Here is a 19,172-nt window from a genome sequence, read left to right on the forward strand (position 1 = left end):
TTGCCGGTCGCGCCCACGCGGCGGCAGCCGCACATCGACACAGCCCCGCGCCCCTTGAGGGCGTTGCCGAACCGTAGTCGACTTCGCCCAGCCCGCTGAGGGCGCTGTTGACGGCTCTTGGCCGGGGCCGGTCGCCGGGCGGCCGGCCAAGAGCCGTCGCGAACGCCCTAGGCGGCCGGTCGTACGGCGACCGCGTCCACCTCGAAGAGCATGCCCGGCAGGGCGAGGGCGGCGACGCCGCTGAGGGTCTGGGCCGGGAGGCGGTCGCCGAAGCGGGTGTGCAGGGCCTTGCCGAGGGTCTCCAGCTTGGCGAGGTCGTGGTCGACGACGAACGTGCCCAGCCGGACCACGTGTTCGAAGCCGAGGCCGGCCCCCGCCAGCGCCGCTCCCAGCCGGTCGAAGGCGAGTTCCACCTGCGCGGCGAAGTCACCGGGCACCGGGGCGCCGGTGGCGTCGGAGGCGTACTGCCCGGCGACGAAGACGAGTTCGCCGGGCGCCGAGACGGCGTGGCTGTAGCCGAAGGACGTCGGGTCGTGCAGGGCGGGCGGGTTGGTGATGGTGCGGTCGTCGTGGCTCATACCCGCGACAACTTCGCCGTGCGCCCGCCCATTCCGCCCGCGCGTCAGCCCGTGGAACGCGCCAGCGCCAGTTCCAGTACGACGAGCAGGGCGTCGCGGACCGAGCCGCGTTCGCGGGCGTCGAAGACCACGACCGGGACGTGGTCGGCGACGTCGAGGGCCCAGCGGATCTCGTCCAGGGTGTGCTCGACCTTGCCGTCGAAGGCGTTGGCGGCCACCGCGAACGGGATCTGCCGGTGCTCGAAGTAGTCCACGGCCGCGTAGCAGTCGTCGAGGCGGCGGGTGTCCACGATGACCAGACCGCCGAGCGCGCCCTCGACGATGTCGTCCCACATGAAGCCGAACCGCTCCTGTCCGGGCGTACCGAACAGATACAGCTTCAGGGTCGGGTCGATGGTGATGCAGCCGAAGTCCATCGCGACCGTGGTCGTGGTCTTGCGCGGGGTGTGCGTGAGGTCGTCCACGCCCGCCGCGACCTCGGTGATGGCCGCCTCGGTGGTCAGCGGCGCGATCTCGGAGATGGCGCCGACGGCGGTGGTCTTGCCCACGCCGAAGCCGCCCGCGATCACCATCTTGACCGGCAGGGGTGGCCGCACGGCGGCCGCCGGCGCGGACCCGTCGCGGGTGGCCGGTTCAGTCGGTGTCACGGAGTACCCCCCGGGAGTCGGGGATGGCGCGCAGGCCATCGATCACTCGTCGCAGGACGGAAGCGTCGTGCGTGTCGTCGGAGTCCGGCACATGCACCGTCAGCAGCCCCTCCGCGCGCAGATCCTCGGCGAGGATCCGGACCACGTTGAGGTGCAGCCGCAGCCGGGCCGCGAGTTCCGCGATGGACTGCGGCCGACGGCATTCGGCGACGATGTCGTGCTGCTCGAAGGAGAGAGCGCCGAGCGCGTCGAGACCCTCGACGGTGGCCACCACCTGGGTCTCGACGGGCATCGTGCGGCCGGTCGCGCTGGGCGCCACCCGGCCGGCGGTGACCAGGAACGGCCGCACGGCGGAGGCGGGCCCCACCGGGTCGGGTCCCGGGGTCGGGGAGCCGTCCGCCATGGCGTGTCCGTCCCGGTCCCGGTCAGAGCGCCGACGGGGAGCCGACGCTGTTCTTCAGCGCCAGCACCAGTTGGGGACTGAGCGCGCTGCCGGCCCGGTTGGCGAACAGCGTCATCTCGTAGGCGATGTTGCCCAGCTTGGCCTCCTTGTCGGTGACCACGCCGAGGACGGCGCCGCTGCCGATCGCGGAGACCAGGACGTGGCCGCCCTCCAGGTCGATGATGACCTTGTTGAGGCCGCCCAGACCGTAGTTGCCGGAGGCTCCGGCGGCCAGGCTGGTGATGCCGGAGACGATCGCCGCGAGGCGCTCGGAGTCGGCGTGCTCACGCAGTTCGGAGACCGCGATGAGCAGGCCGTCCGAGGACACGGCGATGGCGTCCACGACGCCCGCGGTCTCGGTGGCGAAACGATTCAACAGCCAGGTGAAGTCGGCTGCGGCGGCCTTCAGTTCGGCCGGTGTGTTTCCCGTCGGAGTGTCACCTGTCGACGTACTCACTGCTCCGCTCCTTCCGGGAGGTGGTTCTGGTCGTGCTTGCGGGGGGTCTGGGGGGTCTCGGGGGCCGCGCCGCTGTCGCGGTGGGCGCGTTCCACCGCCGCCTCGAACTCGTCGAGGGCGGAGCGGACGGCCTCCGCGTCGGCGGGACGGGGCGCCTGCCGGGTGCTCGGACGGGCGGCCTCGGCCGTGGTGCGGAGCGTGGCACCGCGGACACGGCGGCGCAGCGGCCGGGCGGCGCCGGGGGAATCGTCGGCGCCGGGCGCCGGTTCCTCGGCGCGGGCCTTGGGGATGAAGGGGAGGCCCTCCTCCGAGGCGGCCGGGGGGCTCTCCTCGTCCCGGCGGACCCGACGGGGGAGCGGGCCCTGGTCGTCGTCGGCGGCCGGGGCGTCGGTCAGCGCCGGGCGGGGGCCGGCGTCGTCGGTGTCCGCCGCCGGTGTGGTCGGTGCCGTCCGCTCCACCGCGGCCGCGGTCAGCAGCAGCGGCTGCGGCAGGGTCACCTCGGCCGTGACACCGCCGCCCGGGGTGCGGGACAGGGCCACGTCGATGTCCCAGCGGCGGGCCAGCGCGCCGACCACGAACAGGCCGAGCACCTTCGAGGGCACCAGGTCCAGGCGCTCGCGGCGCACGATCCGGGCGTTCTCCTCGTCGAGCCGCTCGGGGTCCATGCCCAGGCCGTGGTCGGCGACCACGATCGTCGCGCCCTCGGCCGAGTTCTGCACGAACACCTCGACGGGGCTGTCCGCCGGCGAGAACGCCACGGCGTTCTCCACGAGTTCGGCCACCATCAGCGTCAGGTCGCCGATGATGTCCGGCGCCACCATGACCTCGGTGCGGGCGAGCAGCTGGACCCGCCGGAAGCCCTCGATCTGGCCGAGCGCGGCCCGTACGACGTTGGTCAGGGCGAGCGGCCCGGAGTCCAGGACCGTCTCGCGGATGCCGGAGAGCAGCATCAGGCTGTCGGCGTTGCGGCGCAGCCGGACCGCGATGTGGTCGATGGAGTAGAGGCGTTCGAGCAGCTCGGGGTCGGTCTCGCCGCGCTCCACCGCGTCGATCAGCGCCAGCTGCCGGGTGGTCAGGTTGCTGACCCGGCGGCCGACGTTGCCGAACATCTCGGCGACGTTGCGGCGGCTGAGGACCTGACGCTCCAGCAGGGCCACCGCGGTGGTCTGCACATGGTTGAAGGCCTCGGCGAGGTCGCCGATCTCGTCGCGGGCCGTGACCGGCATCTCCCGCAGCCGGGCCGGACCCTCGTCCTCCGCGTCGTCGGCGGCGACCCGGGCGAGCTCGCGCTCGGCGACCTCGGCGACCTGCTGCGCGGCGTCGGTCAGCGCCTGCACCGGGCGGACCACGGAGCGGCGTACGACCACCGAGAAGGCGAGCCAGAGCACGAAGCCCAGCACGGCGAGGCCGAGCAGCAGGACGGCGTTGCGCAGGGCGGTGTCGGAGGCCTGCTCGGCGCGGTCGGCGATCTGGTCGATCAGCGAGGTGGTGATGCCCAGCCGGATCGCGGCCTGCTTGCGGTAGGCGGGGTAGGAGTCGAGAGCCGTCCCGAACATCCGGCGGATCTCGGCGGGCGAGTCGGCCTGCAGGGCGCTGGGGTCGATCTGGAGCTCGGCGTACTGCCGGTTGATGACGGCCTGCGGGCTGTTGTGCTCGATCCCGGCGAGCAGCTCGGCCTGGTCGTCGGTGGCGAACCGGGCGAACCGGTCGGCCTGGTGGGTGTACTCGTCGTAGGAGCCGATCGCGCCGATGAACTCGATGAGCGCGTTCGAGTCGCCGGTCGTCGCGGAGAACACGCCGGTCTCGAAGGAGCCGTGGGCGGCGTCCGCGCGCAGCAGCGAGTCCAGCAGGTTGCCGGTGAAGGTGGCCGCGAGAGCCGTGTTGCGGTCCAGGCCGAGACCGTCGATCAGGCCCTTGGCGGCGCTGGTGTAGGCGGGGTCGATGTTGTCGGCGGGCAGATACGCCTGCTCGATGGTGTTGCGCAGGCTCTCCAGGCCCTCGACCTCCCGCAGGGCCCGGGCCTCCTCCTCGGGAAGCCGGTCCCCGAAGGCGGCGCGCACCTTCTCGACCTGGGTGTCCACCGCGACCTGGGCCTTGCGGTAGGGGGTCTGGGAGGGGGTGCCGCCGTCGTTGGTGGCCTCGTGCCGCACCGAGAGCAGGATGGCCTGCTGGTGTTCGGCCTCCAGCCGGTCCACCAGTGTGGCGACCTCGGTGCTGGTGCGCACCAGGCGAGCGGCGTCGGCCGCCTCCTGGGAGCGTCCGACCTGGTCGTTGATGAGGTAGGCGAGCAGCACCGCGACCACGGTCAGCGGGACGCCGACCAGCACGTTGAGCTTGTGCCGGAAGGGCCGTCGGTCGGCGAAGCCCCGTATGCCACCCGGGGCCGACGGCGGAGCCGTCTCGCTCGTGGACACCAGGCCTCCTTCAGGGGGGACGACGGCGCGCGAAGACTGCGCGTGACCGATTCTGATCGATGGGGACGGTGCGGAACGACACCAATGGGGCGCCGGCACGCCAGTGTGTCCGAACGCCAACGACCCGGAGACTACCGTCTCTTCGGAAGATCGATCATGCCACCCTGAGTCAAGAATCCGTTACAACGGGAAGGCGCCTGGATGTCGGTCTTCGCCGCCTTTTCACAACCGGTCGCGCATTGACGCCAATTGGTGACCAGGCTGCACTTGACGATGCGAGAACTGGCTGGATTGGATCAGTCCAGAGCTTGTTTCTCATCAGCCCACACAGCCCGGAACGGGAACCGTGACTTCCAAAGCCCCACGCAGCAGGTCCATCCGGAAGCATCCCGGCATAGCCGCGGTCGCGCTCGCCGCCACCGCGGCCCTGCTGGCGGGATGCGGATCCTCCGACGACGGCTCAGACCCGCTCAAGGAGGACAAGGGGAGCAGCGGCGACACCGTCGTCGTCGGCTCCAACAACTTCGCCGAGAGCATCCTCCTCGCCGACATCTACGGCGAGGCCCTCAAGGCCAAGGGCGTCAAGGTCAGCTACAAGCCCAACATCGGCAGCCGCGAGACCACTTACGGCCTGCTGAAGAACGGCTCCATCACCGTCCTGCCCGAGTACAACGGCTCGCTGCTGTCCTACCTCGACCCCAAGGCCGAGCAGAAGACGGCCGAGGCGGTGAACGCCGCGGTGAAGACGAAGCTCGACAGCAAGCTGACCCTGCTGGAGTCGTCGCCCGCCGAGGACAAGGACTCCGTCAGCGTCAACGCGGCGACCGCGAAGAAGTACAACCTCACCGCCGAGTCCACCCTCGCCGACCTCAAGGACGCCGCACCCGAGCTCGTCATCGGCGGCTCGCCGGAGTTCCAGACCCGGCAGCAGGGCCTGCTCGGCCTGAAGTCCGTGTACGGCCTGGAGTTCAAGTCCTTCAAGGCGCTCGACGCGGGCGGCCCGCTGACCCAGGCGGCGCTCACGAAGAACACCGTGCAGGCCGCGGACATCTTCACCACGGACCCGACCATCACCAAGGAGAAGTTCGTCGTCCTGAAGGACCCGGAGAACCTCTTCGGCTTCGCCAACGTGACCCCGCTCGTATACAAGTCGGGCCTCTCCCAGGAGGGCGTCGACGCGCTGAACGCCGTCTCCGCCAAGCTGGACACGAAGACGCTCCTGGACCTCGACTCCCAGGTGCAGCTCGACAACAAGGACCCGCTGGACGTCGCCAAGACCTGGCTGAAGTCGGCCGGACTTCTCTGACGCCCACCCTTGGACACCACGGACGACCCGACGCGGGTGCCCTCCGGCACGGAGGGCACCCGCGTCGTCCTGGACGGCGCGACACTCGACGTCCGCACCCTGGCCCGCCTCGCCGACGGCACCGCCCGCCCCGTCGTGGCCCCCGAGGCGCTCGAGCGGGCCCACCGCTCCTGGCGCGCGGCACAACGCCTCGCGGTGAGCGGACGGCTCTACGGCCGGGGCACCGGCGTCGGCGCCCAGCGCTCGGTGAGCGTGGCCGCGCACGACGAGGCCGACCACGGCCTGCGGCTGCTGCGCAGCCACGCGGGCGGCGCCGGCGAGCCGCTCCCCGCCCGACAGGTCCGGGCCATGCTCGCCGTCCGCGCCAACCAGCTGCTCGCCGGCGGCTCCGGCATCCACCCCGCCTTCGTCGAGGCCCTCACCGAGGCACTGCGCCTCGGCGTCCACCCGGCCGTCCACGAGTACGGCGGTGTCGGCACCGGCGACCTGACGGCCCTCGCCCAGACGGGCCTCACCCTCATCGGCGAACGCCCCTGGCTCGGCGACACCACCCGTGGCCTCCCCGCCCCCGTCACCCCGCGCCCCGGCGACGCCCTCGCCCTCCTGAGCAGCAACGCCCTCGCCCTCGGCCAGGCCGCGACGGCCGGCCACGACATGGACGTCCTGCTGCGCGCGACGCACGCCGTCGGCGCCCTGTCCCTGGCCGCCGCCTCCGGCTCCCTGGAGGCCTACGCCGCCCCCGTGCACGCCCTGCGCCCCTACCCCGGAGCGGCCCACGCGGCCGCCGAGGTGCGCCGGCTGCTCGGCGAGCCCGGCACCCCCTACCCCACCACGCGCCGCATCCAGGACCCGTACGGCTTCCGCGCCTTCCCACAGGTCCACGGGTGCGCCCTGGACGCCGCCGACGCACTGCGCCGGGTCGTCGAGGTCGAGATCAACTGCCCCTCGGAGAACCCGCTCATCGCCCCCGACGGCACCGCGGCCTACCACCACGGCGGCTTCTTCGCGGCACCGCTGGGCCTGGCCCTGGACGCCCTGAACCTCGCCGTCCTGAAGACCGCGCAGCTCTCCGCCGCCCGGCTGTCCGCGCTGCTGCGCGCGGACCTCACCGGCCTGCCCGCGTTCCTGGCCACCGGGCCCGCGGGCAGCTCGGGTGTGATGATCCTGGAGTACCCGGCCAACTCGGCGCTCGCGGAGCTCCGTTCGTGCGCCGCGCCCGCCTCGGCCGGCCACACGGTCGTGTCGCTGGGCCTGGAGGAGGCCGCGAGCTTCGCGGGCCAGGCGGCCCGCCAGACCCTGCGCGCGACGGCCGCCTACGCCACCGTCCTGGCCTGCGAACTCGTCACCGCCGTACGGGCGTTGCGCATGCACGACACCCCACCACCGGTACCCGCCTTCACCGTCGCCGCCGAGGCGCTCCAACCGAGCACCGTGGACCGCGAGCTGACGCCGGACGTGGCCACGGCGGTGGAGCTGCTGCCGGTGCTGGCACGGCTGTAGACCCCGCGCACGACCTCACCGGGCCCGGGTCCTACTCCACCGCGGAGGCGATCAACTGGTCCAGGAGAGCGATCAGTACATCCCGCGCCGAGTCCCGTTCGCGGGCGTCGCACAACAGGACCTGCACATGGTCCGGCAGGGCGAGCGACTCACGGATCTCCTCGGGCGGGTAGGGATGCTCGCCGTGGAAGCCGTTGACGCCGACGACGAACGGGATGCGCCGGCGCTCGAAGAAGTCGATCGCGGCGAAGCTGGACTCCGGGCGGCGCACGTCGACCAGGACCACCGCGCCCAGGGCGCCCAGGGCGAGGTCGTTCCACATGAACCAGAACCGCTGCTGGCCGGGCGTGCCGAACAGATAGAGGACCAGGTCCCGGCTGATGGTGATCCGGCCGAAGTCCAGGGCCACCGTGGTGGCCTTCTTCTCCTCGATGCCGTCGAGGTCGTCGACGCCCAGCCCCGCCGCGGTCAGCCGTTCCTCGGTGCGCAACGGGGCGATCTCGCTGACCGCGCCGACCATGGTGGTCTTGCCGACGCCGAAACCCCCGGCGATCAGGATCTTGACCGTGTCGGGTGCCGTCCGGGCGATGGTGTCAGAGTCGGCCAAGGCCGTCCCTCACTTTCTGGAGCAGGTCCAGGTCGACGGTGGCGGCGACCGGATGCGGCGGACGGACCGTGATCCGGCCCGCCTCCAGCAGGTCGCAGAGCATGATGACGATCACGCTCATCGGAAGGTCGAGCAGAGCGGCGAGCTCCGCGACGGCGATCGGCTCGGCGCAACGGCGCAGGATGCGCTGCTGCTCCGGCTGCGGGCGGGGGCCCCGGGCCGGTGGCGGGTCCACCGCGGTCACCGTCGAGATCAGCGTGAAGTCGGCGCGGCTGGGCCGGGTGCGTCCACCGGTCAGGGCGAACGGCCGGACGAGACGGCCCGCCGTGTCGCCTGCGCTCACCTCAATTGCCGGAATCGGCGGTGGGGCCGACGCCCGCCCGCGGGGCCGCGCTCAGGTGCTCGCCGATCTTCTTCACCAGCATGTTCATCTGGTACGCCACCACACCGACGTCCGCGCCCTGGTTGGTGAGGACGACGAGATGGGCGCCCGGGCCGGCGGAGGTGAGGATCAGATAGCTGTGCGCCATCTCGATCAGCGCCTGGCGCACCGGGCCACCGCGGAAGTCCATGCTGACGCCCTTGCTCAGGCTCATGAGGCCGGACGCGGTCGCGGCCAGCCGCTCGGCGTCGTCCCGCAGGAACCCGGTCGACTTGCTGACGACCAGCCCGTCCTCGGACAGCACGACGGCGTGGTTGACGTCGGCGACCCGCTCCACGAGTCCGGTCAGCAGCTGGTCGAGCTGGGTGTGGGTGGCGGGGGTGGGGCGTGTCATGGGGTGTCCTTCGTCGGCGGGCGGTGCGGCGGGAGCGGCGGTCGGCCGTCAGCGGTCGGTGGTCAGCGGCCGCTGGGCGGGGGTGCGGGGAGCGGGGGGCGGTCGGTGTCGGGGGTGTCCTGGTCGGGGCGCCTGGCGGCGGGCACTTCGGGGTCGGTCGCTTCCCTTCGACCGTACGGCGCGTCGGCGGGGGCGGCGGAGTGGGTCCCGGCCGACTCCTCGGCGTCCTCGTCCCGCGCGCGGAACGTGCCGCGCTGGAAGCCGGCGAGTGAGGAGGCGGCGCGTTCCGCGGTGAAGTCCTCGTCGTGGCCGTCCTGTTCGGCGGGCCCGGGCTCCTCGCGGAGCTCGACGGCGAGGCTGGTCTGGGGTACGCGGCGGGGCAGCGCGGCAAGGTCCGGACGCCGCTCGGGATGCCCGTCCGCACGCACCCGTCCGCCGCCTGCCGCACGCGGGGTGTCACCCGGGCGCCCCGGCTCTCCCGGCCGCTCGCTCCCGCCCGCCTGGGAGTGCTCCGGGCCCTCCTGAGCGCCGCGCCGTAGTGCGGCCGGCACCGTGACGTCCCGAGGCTGCTCCACGAGGGGCGTGGCGGCCGGGGCGTCGAGTTCTCCCGGAGCGGGGTCCACGAAGTCGCGTACGACGATGTCGTGCGGGAGCAGCACGATCGCCGTCGTACCGCCGTACGGCGACGGGCGCAGCGTGACCGTGATGCCGTGGCGGGTGGCGAGGCGGCCGATCACGAACATGCCGAGGCGCAGGTCGTCCGCGAGCGCCACCACGTCGAACTTCGGGGGCACCGCCAACTGGGCGTTGAGGGAGGCGTAGTCCTCCTCCGACATGCCGAGGCCGCGGTCCTCGACCTCGACGGCCACACCCTTGGCGACCGAGGCGGCCTGCACGGTGACCGGCGCGGGCGCGGGCGAGTACACGGTCGCGTTGTCGATGAGCTCGGCCAGCAGATGGATCACGTCGGCCACCGCGGGCGGCGCCAGACACAGCTCCTCCTCGGTGTGCACCTCCACCCGCTGGTACTCGGCGACCTCGCCCACCGCGCTGCGCAGGATGTCGATCAGCGCGACCGGCTCCTGCCAACTGCGGCCCGGCCGCTCGCCGCTGATGACGACGAGGTTCTCCTCGTACCGGCGCAACTGGCTGGCCGTGGAGTCCAGTTCGAACAGGCCCTTGAGCACCTCGGGGTCGGTGTGCCGCCGTTCCAGCGCGTCGAGCTTGGTGAGCTGGAGGTTGACCAGGTTCTGGCTCTGCCGGGCGATCCCGAGGATCACCTTCTGGAAGCCGCGCCGGGTGTCGGCGAGCTCGATCGCGGTGTGCACCGCGGTGCGCTGCGCCTTGTTGAACGCCCGCGCCACCGCGCCGAGTTCGTCACCGCCGTAGTCCAGCGGCGGGGCCGCGAGATCCGCGTCGACCGTCTCGCCCCGCTCCAGCCGCGACACCACGTCGGGCAGCCGCTCCTCGGCGAGACTGAGGGTGGCCTCCCGCAGCCCGTTCAGCCGCCGGGACAGGGACCGGGTGATCCGCCAGGACATGCCGATGCACACCAGCAGGCCCAGCAGCCCGCCCGCGCTCAGCGAGGCGGCGGTCAGCAGCAGGCTGTCCGCCTTGTCCGCGCTGCGGTCGAGCAGCCCGGTCGTCTGGTCCTGGATCAGCCGGGTGTACGCGGCGGCGACCTTGTCCAGCGCGGCCGTCCACTTCTTCTGCGCGTCGGGCAGCGCCACCTCGCCCCCGGTGGCGGCGGCCCGGGCGGCGAGCACCTGGTCCTCGATCTCCGTCAGGGTCCGCCACTCGGGGCTCTGCAGGATCCGCTCGGTCTGGGTCTTCGCGGTGCCGCTCAACTGCGGGACGATCTGGTCCTCGACGAGCCACCGCTGGGCGTCGACCAGCTGCGCGAACGCGATCCACTCCTTCTCGGTGAGGTGCCCGGACGGCCAGGCCAGGGTGAGCCGCGCGTCCTCCTGGGAGACCAGTTCCGCGGCGTGCTCCAGCGCCACCAGCGGGCCGGCCTGCGAGGTGAGGTCGCCGTCGTCGACCTGGGAGAGCTCCTGGAAGGCGTGGACCTGCTCGTCGATGATCGCGCTGTACTGGTCGAGGACCTGACCGGGCGTGATGTCGGTCGGGTCGTCCACCTGGTCCCGGTAGTACTCCAGGCTGGCCACCGAACCGAGCACCGAGTACAGCCGGTCCGATATGCGCGAGGGCGCCTTCGCGATCGCGTCGGACCGCCCGACCAGCTTGGCGACCGCCTTGTCCGTCTCCTCGCGCTGCGCGTCCAGCGCGGCCCGGGAGCCGCGTGGCGAGGCCAGCAGGGCCGCCGACAGGCTGCGCTCGCGCTGGAGGGCGAGCGTGGCGTCGGTGCCCATGGCACCGGTCGACCGGCTCAGGTCGGTCTGTCCGCGCAGCCGTAGGCCCTCGGTGAACATCTGCGTCGTCGTCACGCCCCACAGGGCGGTGAGCGTGACGCTGGGCACCAGGGCCAGCAGGATCAGGGAGAGACGTATGGAGCCGAGGCGGCGCCTTGCACCTGTCCGTGGAGACATTCGTCGTCCTAGGCGATGAGCAGGGAGGGGAGGGGGGTGGGGAGAGCGGGGTCGCGGGCTCGGGTCGGGGCGGTCAGCGGGTGCCGTTGGCCGCGAACCTGGCCACCGCGTCCACGTTCGCCTTCGTCACGAACGCCGGACCGGTGAGCACGGGCGCCACCCCGCCCCCGCTGACATTTCCGTTGGTCCGGTACAGCCAGAGCGAGTCGACGGCGAGATACCCCTGGAGGTAGGGCTGTTGGTCCACGGCGAACTGCACGGCACCACTCTTGACCGCCTTCACCAGATCCTTGTTGAGGTCGAAGGTGGCGACGCGCGCCCTGCTGCCCGCCTCCTTCACCGACGCGACGGCGGTGAGGGCGAACTGCGCGCCGTTCGTGACGACTTCGTCGACCGTCGGGTCCTGTCGCAGCTGGGCCGTGATCACGGCGGCCACGGCCTTGGTGTCGGTGCCGTCGACATAGAGGTTCTCGGTCTCGCCGCCGAAGGTCTTCTTCACCCCGGCACAGCGCGCCTCCAGGGCGATGTTGCCGCGCTCGTGGATCACACAGAGCGTGTGCCTTGCCTTGAGGCCGTCCAGCTTGTCGCCGACGGCCCGGCCGGCCACGCTCTCGTCCTGGCCGAAGAACTCCAGCAGCCCCGCGGACTGCCAGGAGTCGCTGCCGGAGTTGAGGCCGACCACGGGGATGCCGGCGGCCTTGGCGGCGGCGACCGGTCCGCGCATCGCCTGCGGTTTGGCGAGGGTCACCGCGATGCCGTCGACCTTCTCGCGCACCGCGTCCCGCACCAGTTCGGCCTGTCCGGCCGAGTCGGGGTCGCTGGTGTACGTCAGCTCGACGCCGTCCTTGGCGGCCGCCGCCTCGGCGCCCCTGCGCACCAGGTCCCAGAAGGTGTCGCCCTCGGGGGCGTGGGTGATGAGGGCGATTCTGAGCCCGGCTCCGTCCGCCTTGCCGACGGCGGCGGTGTCGGCGTCGGAGTCCGACGTACCGCCGGAAGCGGAGCAGCCGACCATGAGCAGACAGGCGGCGGCGACGGCCAGGACGGCAACACGTCTGTGGGAAACGGGAGGTGGGGGAGGAGTGATCATGATGGTGCGACACCTCGCTGTGCGGCCGAGCTGGAGGAACGACGAGAGGGAGCACTCCGGTGAAGTTCGACTTGTCGTACGCCGTCCGGGTGACTCTCGCTGGCCGGAGCCAATCGCGTGCGGCCGTCGGTAGTCAAGTGAGCAGCGACTTTCAGTGAGTTCTTGCTGCCGCTTCGTGATGTTCAGGTGCGGACCAGCCGTAAAGCTTCACGGTTTGCGCCCGATCGCCCCGTACATCGCGATGTCCTCGTCCCGGATCGCCTCGGTGCCCGTGCCGTCCGGATGCCACTTGTGCACCTGCACGATCCCGGGGGCGACGAGGTCGAGCCCGTCGAAGAACTCGGCGGCCTCCGCGTGGGTGCGCAGCCGCATCGGCATGTCACGGGCCGCGTACTCGCGAGCGACCCGGCCGACCTCTCGCGGGGCGAACTCGGCGGTGCCGATGGACATCGCCAGATGGCTTCCGGAGGGGAGTGGCTCGAGGAGGCGGCGGACGATGCCCACCGCGTCGTGCTCGTCCAGCATGAAGTGGACGATCGCGACCACGGTCAGGGCGACGGGCTCGCCGAGATCGAGCGTCTCGCGGAACCCGGGGGAGTCGAGAATGCTCGCCGGGTCACGCATGTCCGCCTCGACGTACGCCGTCCTGCCCTCGGGCGTGCTGTTCAGCAGCCCCTTGGAGAGCGTGAGGACCAGGGGGTCGTTGTCGACGTACACCACGCGGGCGTCGGGGGCCGTGGACTGGGCGATCTCGTGGATGTTGGGCGAGGTGGGGATGCCGGAGCCGATGTCCAGGAACTGCCGGATCCCGGCCTCCGCGGCGAGCCAACGCACCGCCCGGTTCAACCAGTCGCGGTTGGCCCGCATGTGCACGGGCAGCGCGGGCCACTCCCGGCACATGGCGTCACCCGCCTCCCGGTCGGCGGGGTAGTGGTCCGCGCCGCCGAGGATGTAGTCGTAGATCCGGGCGGCGTGGGCGGTCTCGGTGTCGATACGGTCGGTGGGCCGTCCGTCGGCGGGCACGGTGCCTCCTGTGTCGGCTGCGTCAACTACCTGTGGGCCACGGGTAGTTGGACGGCCGAACCGATGGCCGCCGGACAACAGCAAACACCCCTCGGGTGACCCTTGGCATCACCCGTACGTCAGATTCGAGCAGGGATCGTCGTCCGCCGACCGCGCCCCGTCCGCGACCTGAGTGGGCAGCGCCGTGGGCGACGCGGCGGGAGCGTCGGCGTACGACTGCCCGAGTACGACACTGACGCCGGTGCCCGTGACGGACTCCAGCTGGGCCCCCGGGAAGGCCTTGGCGACGGTGCGGGCCTGGGACAACTCTCCGGGCCCGTACTCGACGGACGTAGCGGTGTGGTCCTGGGCGGCCGCCGTCGACGTACCGGTGACGGTGAACCCGTCCGAGGTGAGGGTCGCGGCGGCCCGGGCGGCCAGGCCCGTGACGGTGGTGCCGTTGTAGACGGCGACGTCGACACCGGCCCCCGAGACCGGCGGTGCGGAGGTGGCCGGCGCGGTCGGACTCTCACTCGCGCCCTTACCGCCGGTCTTCTTCCCGCTCGCGTTCTTGCCGTCGATCGTCCGGTCCGCCTTCAGCGCCGCGAACAGCTCGCTCGCGTCCGGCTGCACGATCGCCACCCGCGACCCCTCGTACCGCCAGGGCACGGTCACGAACTTGGTGTTGTGCAGGTCGATGTCCTTGAGCGTCATGGCGAAGGAGATGAGTCTGTCGGCCGAGCCCAGCCCCGGGTCGACGGTCAGTGACTTCGTGGCCGCGTCGGCGAGCGGCAGCAGCTTCGTCGGCGTGAGCCCCCTGCCCTTGACCTCCTTGAGCAGGTCGGCCACGAACGCCTGCTGGCGCTTGATCCGGCCGATGTCGGAGCCGTCGCCGATGCCGTGCCGGATCCGTACGTAGTCCAGGGCCTTCTGCCCCGAGACGGTCTGCTCGCCCTTCTTGAAGAGCAGCCTGCCCGGTGTCGTGCGATGGGGGTTCAGGTCGTTCTCGTGGACGTCCTGCGGCAGGCACACCTTCACCCCGCCCACCACCTCGGTCAGCCGGGCGAAGCCCTTGAAGTCGACGACGACGGTGTGGTCCACGCGCAACCCGGTCAACCGCTCGACGGTGTTCTGGGTGCAGGCCGGGTTGCCCTTGACGGTGTCACCGACCGAGTAGGCGGCGTTGAACATCGTGTCGGTCTGCGGCTTCGTCCAGCCGCCGTCGGGCAGCTTGCACGACGGGACGGTGACCAGGGAGTCGCGGGGGATGGAGACCGCGAGGGCGTGCCGGTGGTCGGCGTAGATGTGCAGCAGGAACGTGGTGTCGGAGCGCCCGATGTCGTCCTTGTCGCCGCCGCCGAGCCTGTCGTTGCCGCCGGTGCGCGCGTCGGAGCCGATGAGCAGGACGTTCTCGCCCTTGGAGGAGCCCGGGTCGGGGCGGTGGCCGGAGAGTCCGGTGGCGTCGAAGGTGCTGATGTCGCCGTCGAGCCTGAGATACAGCCAGCCGGCCCCGGCGGTCGCGAGCACCAGCACCGAGAGGCAGACGGCCAGCGCGATCCGTGTCCGGCGGCCCCGACGACGGTCCGCGCGGCGACGGCCGGCGTGCTTGTGCCGAGGGGGCGCCGGCCTCCGCGTGCTGGTGATCGTCATGCGGGACCTCTTGCGTATTGCGGGGGTTTGCGACGTTCGCCCCGAGTTGTACAGTTGCGCACCGCAGCAACCGTCAACCGACGGGCGGCCGGGGCAAGTGTGCTCGACCGACGTAAGAGTGAGTTGAGAAGGACCGGAAGGAAGAGGTCGCGGCCGTGCTCCGTAACGGACTGGAACCCTGGCACCTGCTGATCGTGGCGATAGTCGTCATCGTGCTGTTCGGCTCGAAGAAGCTCCCCGACACCGCACGCGCCCTCGGCAGGTCCATGCGCATCCTCAAGAGTGAGGCGAAGGCGCTGAAGGACGACGACGGCGGCGCCGTCGCGGAGTCACCGGCCGCCACGACACAGGCGGCGGGCCCCACGGTCTGAACCTGACCGCGGGTGTGAACCGAACCTGCCCGGGCGTGTGAGCCGGACCGCGGGTGCGAACCGGACCGCCCCCCGGGTTCCCAGGGGGCGTCGGCCGGTTCAGGCAGGCTGTTCTCCGGCGGTCCCCGGGACCGCCGCCGCTCGCGCGGCCTTGCGCCGCTTGCGGCGGCTCACTCGCGGCTCCTGGTCGGGCAGCCAGCCGAAGGTCATGCAGCTGCCGATGACGCCCAGCAGGAGGCCGATGAAGAAGCCGCCGAGGTTGGACGTGAGCCACGTGCCCAAGGTCAGCAGCACCCCGGTGATCGAGTAGAAGAGACGCTGGGTGGGGTTGAACATGATCAGCAGACCCAGCACCACCATCAGGGCCGGCAGGAGATAGCCGGCCAGGCCCTGCATACCGATGTGCAGGACGACCTTCAGCGACACCTTCATGGTGAGCAGGATCTCGGCCCCGCCCAGGGCGAGCAGCAGCCCGCCCACGAACGGACGGTCGGCCCGCCAGGCTCGGAAGGCCGACCGCACTCCCTGTGGTGACCGGAGTGAAGTGTCCGACATCAGCAACCCGACTCGCTGAAGCTGAGCTTGAGACCCGGAAGCTTGAACACCGCTGCCGTGGTGGCGTAGTTGGTCTGGCGCAGGTTGGCGATGTGCACGGTGTCGGACTGCTGGCTGAAGACACCGATCGGACCCTTGACGCCGGCCTTGGTGAGCGTGCTGGCGTCGTTGCCGATCTCGATGTTGGTGAAGGACGCGTCGCCCGTCAGCTCCGTCGAGTCGGTGGTCAGGTCGGTCGCCTGGACCTTCTGCGACCCGCTGCCCGCCTTGATGAGCAGGTTGATGCCGCCGAGGTTGACGCTCTGGCACAGGCTGTCCAGCGTCGCGCTCTTGATCGCGGAGGTCACGACCAGAACCTGTCCGCCGGTGTCCCCCTCGTTGGGGCTGCCCGGCGCCATGTTGTCGAGCCCGCCGAACTGCTCGAACCCGGTGCCGTTCAGCTCCTTGGCGGTGACCGTGAACGGCATGCCCGAGATCGCGAACTGCACGCCCAGCGCGCCCTCCGCGGTGAGGACCGCGAGGGTCGCGGCGACCAGCGTGGCCGGCACGGCCATCACGGCGGCCCGGCGAGCCCGGACCCGCCCACGTCTGACGGGGTCGGGCGAGGAACCGCTTTCCGGGTTCTCGGGGGTGTTGTCGGCGGACGAGAAGGCGTCCGAGGACGAGGCCATGTCTGCTCCCAGGTGCATTGGAATAGTGCGGTCTGGCATCTCACTGGCACGTTGTCCTGGCGCGGACAGCGCATGCGGTGCGCGACTCCTCGCAACTCCCGGCGGACGCAAGGGCTTTCTCGCTACTCCGCAGTAGCCGCTGAGGAAGTTACCCGGGGTTACTTTCGAGGGTCAAGAGAGTTGTGGAAAAAGGGTGTCGGTTGTGCCCCACCTGTGCCTCAAGGGCTTCCAGGGTCTTGGCAAAGTCATTGACTAATCGTCAACTCCCTTGATTCTTCTTGACGTTGACAGGTGCTCAGGTCTACAACTCTCCCTGGCTCATCCCGGATCCGTGGCGCCGGATCCGTCACGCGGCATCGTCCGCGTCTCCCGGACGTCCTGTCCGTACCGGGCACCTCCCGTGCCCGCCTTCCTCCCAGGCACCCACACGGTCGCTTCCCCCCTCGGTCCGTGCCGAGTGCCCATCCCGCCCGGCCCGGCCGGAGGCCACCCCACGGTCTCCGGCCGGTCACCGGCCGGCGGCCGTTCCCGGTCCGTCACGTACGGAGAAGGCGTGACGGGCCGGAGACGGCGGACGCCGCGTCGCGTCCCCCATCCCCTCAGAACCCCCCCACCTCGGAAAGAGGCACCCCCGCATGCGTACTCGCACCCTGCTCACCCTCACCGCCGCCCTCGCCGCCTTCACCCTCCCGGCGATCGCCCCGGCGTCGGCCGCCGACAACGTCCTCACCACCGGCTCCCTGGCCGGCGACGCCGTCGCCGAGGGCACCACCCTCACCGCCAACCTGGCGAGCGGCACCACGGCGACGCTGTTCTCCAGCGCGACCGGCACCACCGGCATCACCTGCAACACCTCGCAGTTCACCGCGACGGTCGACAGCAACCCGGCCGCTCCCGGCACCGCCTCCGAGTCGCTGTCCGCGCACACCTTCAGCAACTGCACCTCGAACAACGTGGGTGTGCTCGGCGTCACCAGCGTCACGGTCAACAACCTGGGCTACACCACCACCGTGGCCTCCGACGGCACCGTCGCCGTGGCCCCGGGGGCCAACGGGGCGATCCAGACCACCGTCGTGCTGCGGACCCTGCTGGGCAGCGTCACCTGTGTCTACCAGGCGACGAACGGCAGCCTGGCCGGCGCGGCCTCCAACACCGACAACAGCATCCAGTTCACCAACCAGCAGTTCACCCGGACCTCGGGCTCCACCCTCTGCCCGAGCAGCGGCTTCTGGACCGCGAAGTACGCCCCGGTCGCCACCTCCGACGGTGCGGCGGTCTTCGTCAACTGACCTTCGTAGTCAACTAACCCTCGTACCAAGGGCGTTCAGCGTCGACGCAGACGCAGCGCCAGGGCGGCGCCCCCGGTGAGCACCAGCACCGCGGCGGCGCCGCCCGCCACGAGCGGGGCCGAGGGTCCCGAGTCGGCGGTGGGCGTGGACGCCACGGGAGTGGTGTCCGGGGCCGCCTTCGACGGCGCGGACACCGGCGCCGAGGAGGGTGCCGTCGTCCGCGGTTCGGCACTCGGCGAAGCGCTCGCCGGGGCCTTCGCTTTCGCGGTCCTGGACGGCGTGGGCGACTGGGGCGCGGGCTTCTTCTCGGCCGCCGGGAACACCACGTCGGAACACGAGTAGTAGGTGTCCGGCGTGCTGCTGTTCTGCCAGATCGTGTACAGCACATGACGCCCGGTCCGATCGGCCGGCAGCGTCGCCCGCAGCCGGTACGCGCCGCCCGTCAGGGCCGGGTCCTTGACCTCGGCGAACGGCTGCGACGGCAGGTCCGACCAGGTCAGCGGCTTCGCCGGGTCGTAGCCGGGCTTCGTCAGGAAGAGCTTGAACGTGCCGGTGTGCGGGATCGTCGACGCGTACCTCATCGTCATCGTCGCGCCCGGCGTGAGACGGGTCGACGGCCAGTCGGTACGGGCGAGGTCGAGTCCCTTGTAGGCGGGCAGGCCGCCGCTGCACAGCTCACCGTCGGGGACGGTCTGCCGGTCGCGCCCGTTCACGTTCGCGATACGCAGGTTGTCCCAGGCGGCGAAGGACGTGCCGTTCGCGGCGACGGCGGCACGGCAGGCCGCCGAGCCCGCCGGGGCGCCGCCGTCGGGGGAGCAGGCGTAGACCCGGCTCACCGGATCCGTCGGCGCGCCGTGCGCCTGCGCGGGACCGGCCGCCCAGACGCCGAGCAGCAGCGGTGCGGTGGCGGTGGCCGCCAGGGCGGTGCGGTATGCGGTCATCCGGGGCATCCGGGACGTCTCCTCGACCGGCGCGGGAACGGTTTGCTCCCGTGCAGTACGGAAATCAGGTCCGGCGCGTTCAGTGCGGGACAGTACGGGCAAAAGGGTTCATCACCTCCCAACTTCCCGACGGCGAGGGTGGGTTTCCGGTCGGATCGAGGGTTTCCCCTGTATTCACATGACCTTCCCTTTGCCTATCGTTCGACCACAGCCGACCCACAGGTGACCCCTTCAACAATCGGCTGACGCGCTTGGCCGGCCCCCGCGCCGCTTTTCGACCCACCCCCCGCCGCTTCACCGACGAAGCGATCAGTCCGCCGCTCCCTTCTG

Annotated in this window: 19 protein-coding genes; 4 read left to right on the top strand and 15 right to left on the bottom strand. The window is 71.4% G+C overall.

Features of this window, described 5'->3' with window-relative positions; genetic code table 11:
• Positions 1-167 precede the first annotated feature (167 nt).
• The 5 genes from ABKA17_RS11875 to ABKA17_RS11895 are packed head-to-tail and all read right to left on the bottom strand — an operon-like array spanning position 168 to position 4,538.
• Positions 168-578 carry a RidA family protein gene (locus ABKA17_RS11875; RefSeq protein ID WP_353691930.1) on the bottom strand — a complete coding sequence of 137 codons (411 nt, stop codon included), beginning with the start codon at positions 576-578 and terminating at the stop codon, positions 168-170.
• A gap of 44 nt (positions 579-622) precedes the next feature.
• Complete coding sequence (locus ABKA17_RS11880) at positions 623-1,225, bottom strand: GTP-binding protein (RefSeq protein ID WP_353691931.1); 603 nt, start codon at positions 1,223-1,225, stop codon at positions 623-625.
• Complete coding sequence (locus ABKA17_RS11885; protein WP_353691932.1) at positions 1,212-1,628, bottom strand: DUF742 domain-containing protein; 417 nt, start codon at positions 1,626-1,628, stop codon at positions 1,212-1,214. Before ABKA17_RS11885 ends, ABKA17_RS11880 begins: the two co-directional genes overlap by 14 nt.
• Positions 1,629-1,650: 22 nt before the next feature.
• Complete coding sequence (locus ABKA17_RS11890) at positions 1,651-2,124, bottom strand: roadblock/LC7 domain-containing protein (protein WP_046263351.1); 474 nt, start codon at positions 2,122-2,124, stop codon at positions 1,651-1,653.
• Positions 2,121-4,538, bottom strand: a complete 2,418-nt coding sequence (locus ABKA17_RS11895) for a sensor histidine kinase (protein ID WP_353691933.1) — start codon at positions 4,536-4,538, stop codon at positions 2,121-2,123. Before ABKA17_RS11895 ends, ABKA17_RS11890 begins: the two co-directional genes overlap by 4 nt.
• A 346-nt stretch (positions 4,539-4,884) precedes the next feature.
• Between ABKA17_RS11895 and ABKA17_RS11900 the strand changes: the two genes are divergently transcribed.
• Positions 4,885-5,844, top strand: coding sequence for an ABC transporter substrate-binding protein (locus ABKA17_RS11900; protein ID WP_353691934.1), 960 nt, complete (start codon positions 4,885-4,887; stop codon positions 5,842-5,844).
• A gap of 9 nt (positions 5,845-5,853) precedes the next feature.
• A complete protein-coding gene (locus ABKA17_RS11905; RefSeq protein ID WP_353691935.1) occupies positions 5,854-7,344 on the top strand; it encodes an aromatic amino acid ammonia-lyase in 1,491 nt (496 codons plus the stop codon).
• 31 nt (positions 7,345-7,375) lie between these two features.
• Here ABKA17_RS11905 and ABKA17_RS11910 read toward each other — a convergent pair whose 3' ends face one another.
• The 7 genes from ABKA17_RS11910 to ABKA17_RS11940 form a co-directional block, all read right to left on the bottom strand.
• Positions 7,376-7,951 (bottom strand): GTP-binding protein, encoded by a 576-nt coding sequence (locus ABKA17_RS11910; RefSeq protein ID WP_353691936.1) that lies wholly within the window; start codon positions 7,949-7,951, stop codon positions 7,376-7,378.
• Positions 7,938-8,294: a DUF742 domain-containing protein gene (locus ABKA17_RS11915; RefSeq protein WP_353691937.1), complete on the bottom strand. Its 357-nt coding sequence runs from the start codon at positions 8,292-8,294 to the stop codon at positions 7,938-7,940. Before ABKA17_RS11915 ends, ABKA17_RS11910 begins: the two co-directional genes overlap by 14 nt.
• A gap of 1 nt (position 8,295) precedes the next feature.
• Entirely contained in the window at positions 8,296-8,727 is a 432-nt protein-coding gene (locus tag ABKA17_RS11920) for a roadblock/LC7 domain-containing protein (protein WP_353691938.1), read from the bottom strand.
• A 62-nt stretch (positions 8,728-8,789) separates the two neighbouring features.
• The gene (locus ABKA17_RS11925) at positions 8,790-11,276 is read right to left on the bottom strand and encodes a sensor histidine kinase (RefSeq protein ID WP_353691939.1); all 2,487 of its coding nucleotides are present in this window, start codon (positions 11,274-11,276) and stop codon (positions 8,790-8,792) included.
• 73 nt (positions 11,277-11,349) lie between these two features.
• Positions 11,350-12,363 carry a substrate-binding domain-containing protein gene (locus tag ABKA17_RS11930; protein ID WP_353691940.1) on the bottom strand — a complete coding sequence of 338 codons (1,014 nt, stop codon included), beginning with the start codon at positions 12,361-12,363 and terminating at the stop codon, positions 11,350-11,352.
• A 207-nt stretch (positions 12,364-12,570) separates the two neighbouring features.
• Positions 12,571-13,386: an SAM-dependent methyltransferase gene (locus ABKA17_RS11935; protein WP_353691941.1), complete on the bottom strand. Its 816-nt coding sequence runs from the start codon at positions 13,384-13,386 to the stop codon at positions 12,571-12,573.
• Positions 13,387-13,494: 108 nt separating this feature from the next.
• A complete protein-coding gene (locus tag ABKA17_RS11940) occupies positions 13,495-15,015 on the bottom strand; it encodes an LCP family protein (protein WP_353691942.1) in 1,521 nt (506 codons plus the stop codon).
• 155 nt (positions 15,016-15,170) lie between these two features.
• Between ABKA17_RS11940 and tatA the strand changes: the two genes are divergently transcribed.
• Positions 15,171-15,386 carry a Sec-independent protein translocase subunit TatA gene (tatA, locus tag ABKA17_RS11945; protein ID WP_353691943.1) on the top strand — a complete coding sequence of 72 codons (216 nt, stop codon included), beginning with the start codon at positions 15,171-15,173 and terminating at the stop codon, positions 15,384-15,386.
• Between the two features lie 99 nt (positions 15,387-15,485).
• On the opposite strand, the gene ABKA17_RS11950 is transcribed toward tatA, so the two are convergent.
• Both ABKA17_RS11950 and ABKA17_RS11955 read right to left on the bottom strand, forming a co-directional pair.
• Positions 15,486-15,941 carry a DUF6114 domain-containing protein gene (locus tag ABKA17_RS11950; RefSeq protein WP_353691944.1) on the bottom strand — a complete coding sequence of 152 codons (456 nt, stop codon included), beginning with the start codon at positions 15,939-15,941 and terminating at the stop codon, positions 15,486-15,488.
• Entirely contained in the window at positions 15,941-16,612 is a 672-nt protein-coding gene (locus ABKA17_RS11955) for a DUF6230 family protein (RefSeq protein WP_353691945.1), read from the bottom strand. The genes ABKA17_RS11950 and ABKA17_RS11955 overlap by 1 nt, the downstream gene beginning before the upstream one ends.
• A 635-nt stretch (positions 16,613-17,247) precedes the next feature.
• On the opposite strand from ABKA17_RS11955, the gene ABKA17_RS11960 reads away from it, so the two are divergent.
• On the top strand, positions 17,248-17,901 hold the full coding sequence (locus tag ABKA17_RS11960) for a Tat pathway signal sequence domain protein (protein WP_353691946.1): 654 nt from the start codon (positions 17,248-17,250) through the stop codon (positions 17,899-17,901).
• Positions 17,902-17,936: 35 nt separating this feature from the next.
• Here ABKA17_RS11960 and ABKA17_RS11965 read toward each other — a convergent pair whose 3' ends face one another.
• Positions 17,937-18,851, bottom strand: coding sequence for a lytic polysaccharide monooxygenase (locus ABKA17_RS11965; protein WP_353691947.1), 915 nt, complete (start codon positions 18,849-18,851; stop codon positions 17,937-17,939).
• Positions 18,852-19,172: the final 321 nt, after the last annotated feature.

This window comes from Streptomyces sp. RG80, assembly GCF_040446465.1.
Taxonomy (GTDB): domain Bacteria; phylum Actinomycetota; class Actinomycetes; order Streptomycetales; family Streptomycetaceae; genus Streptomyces.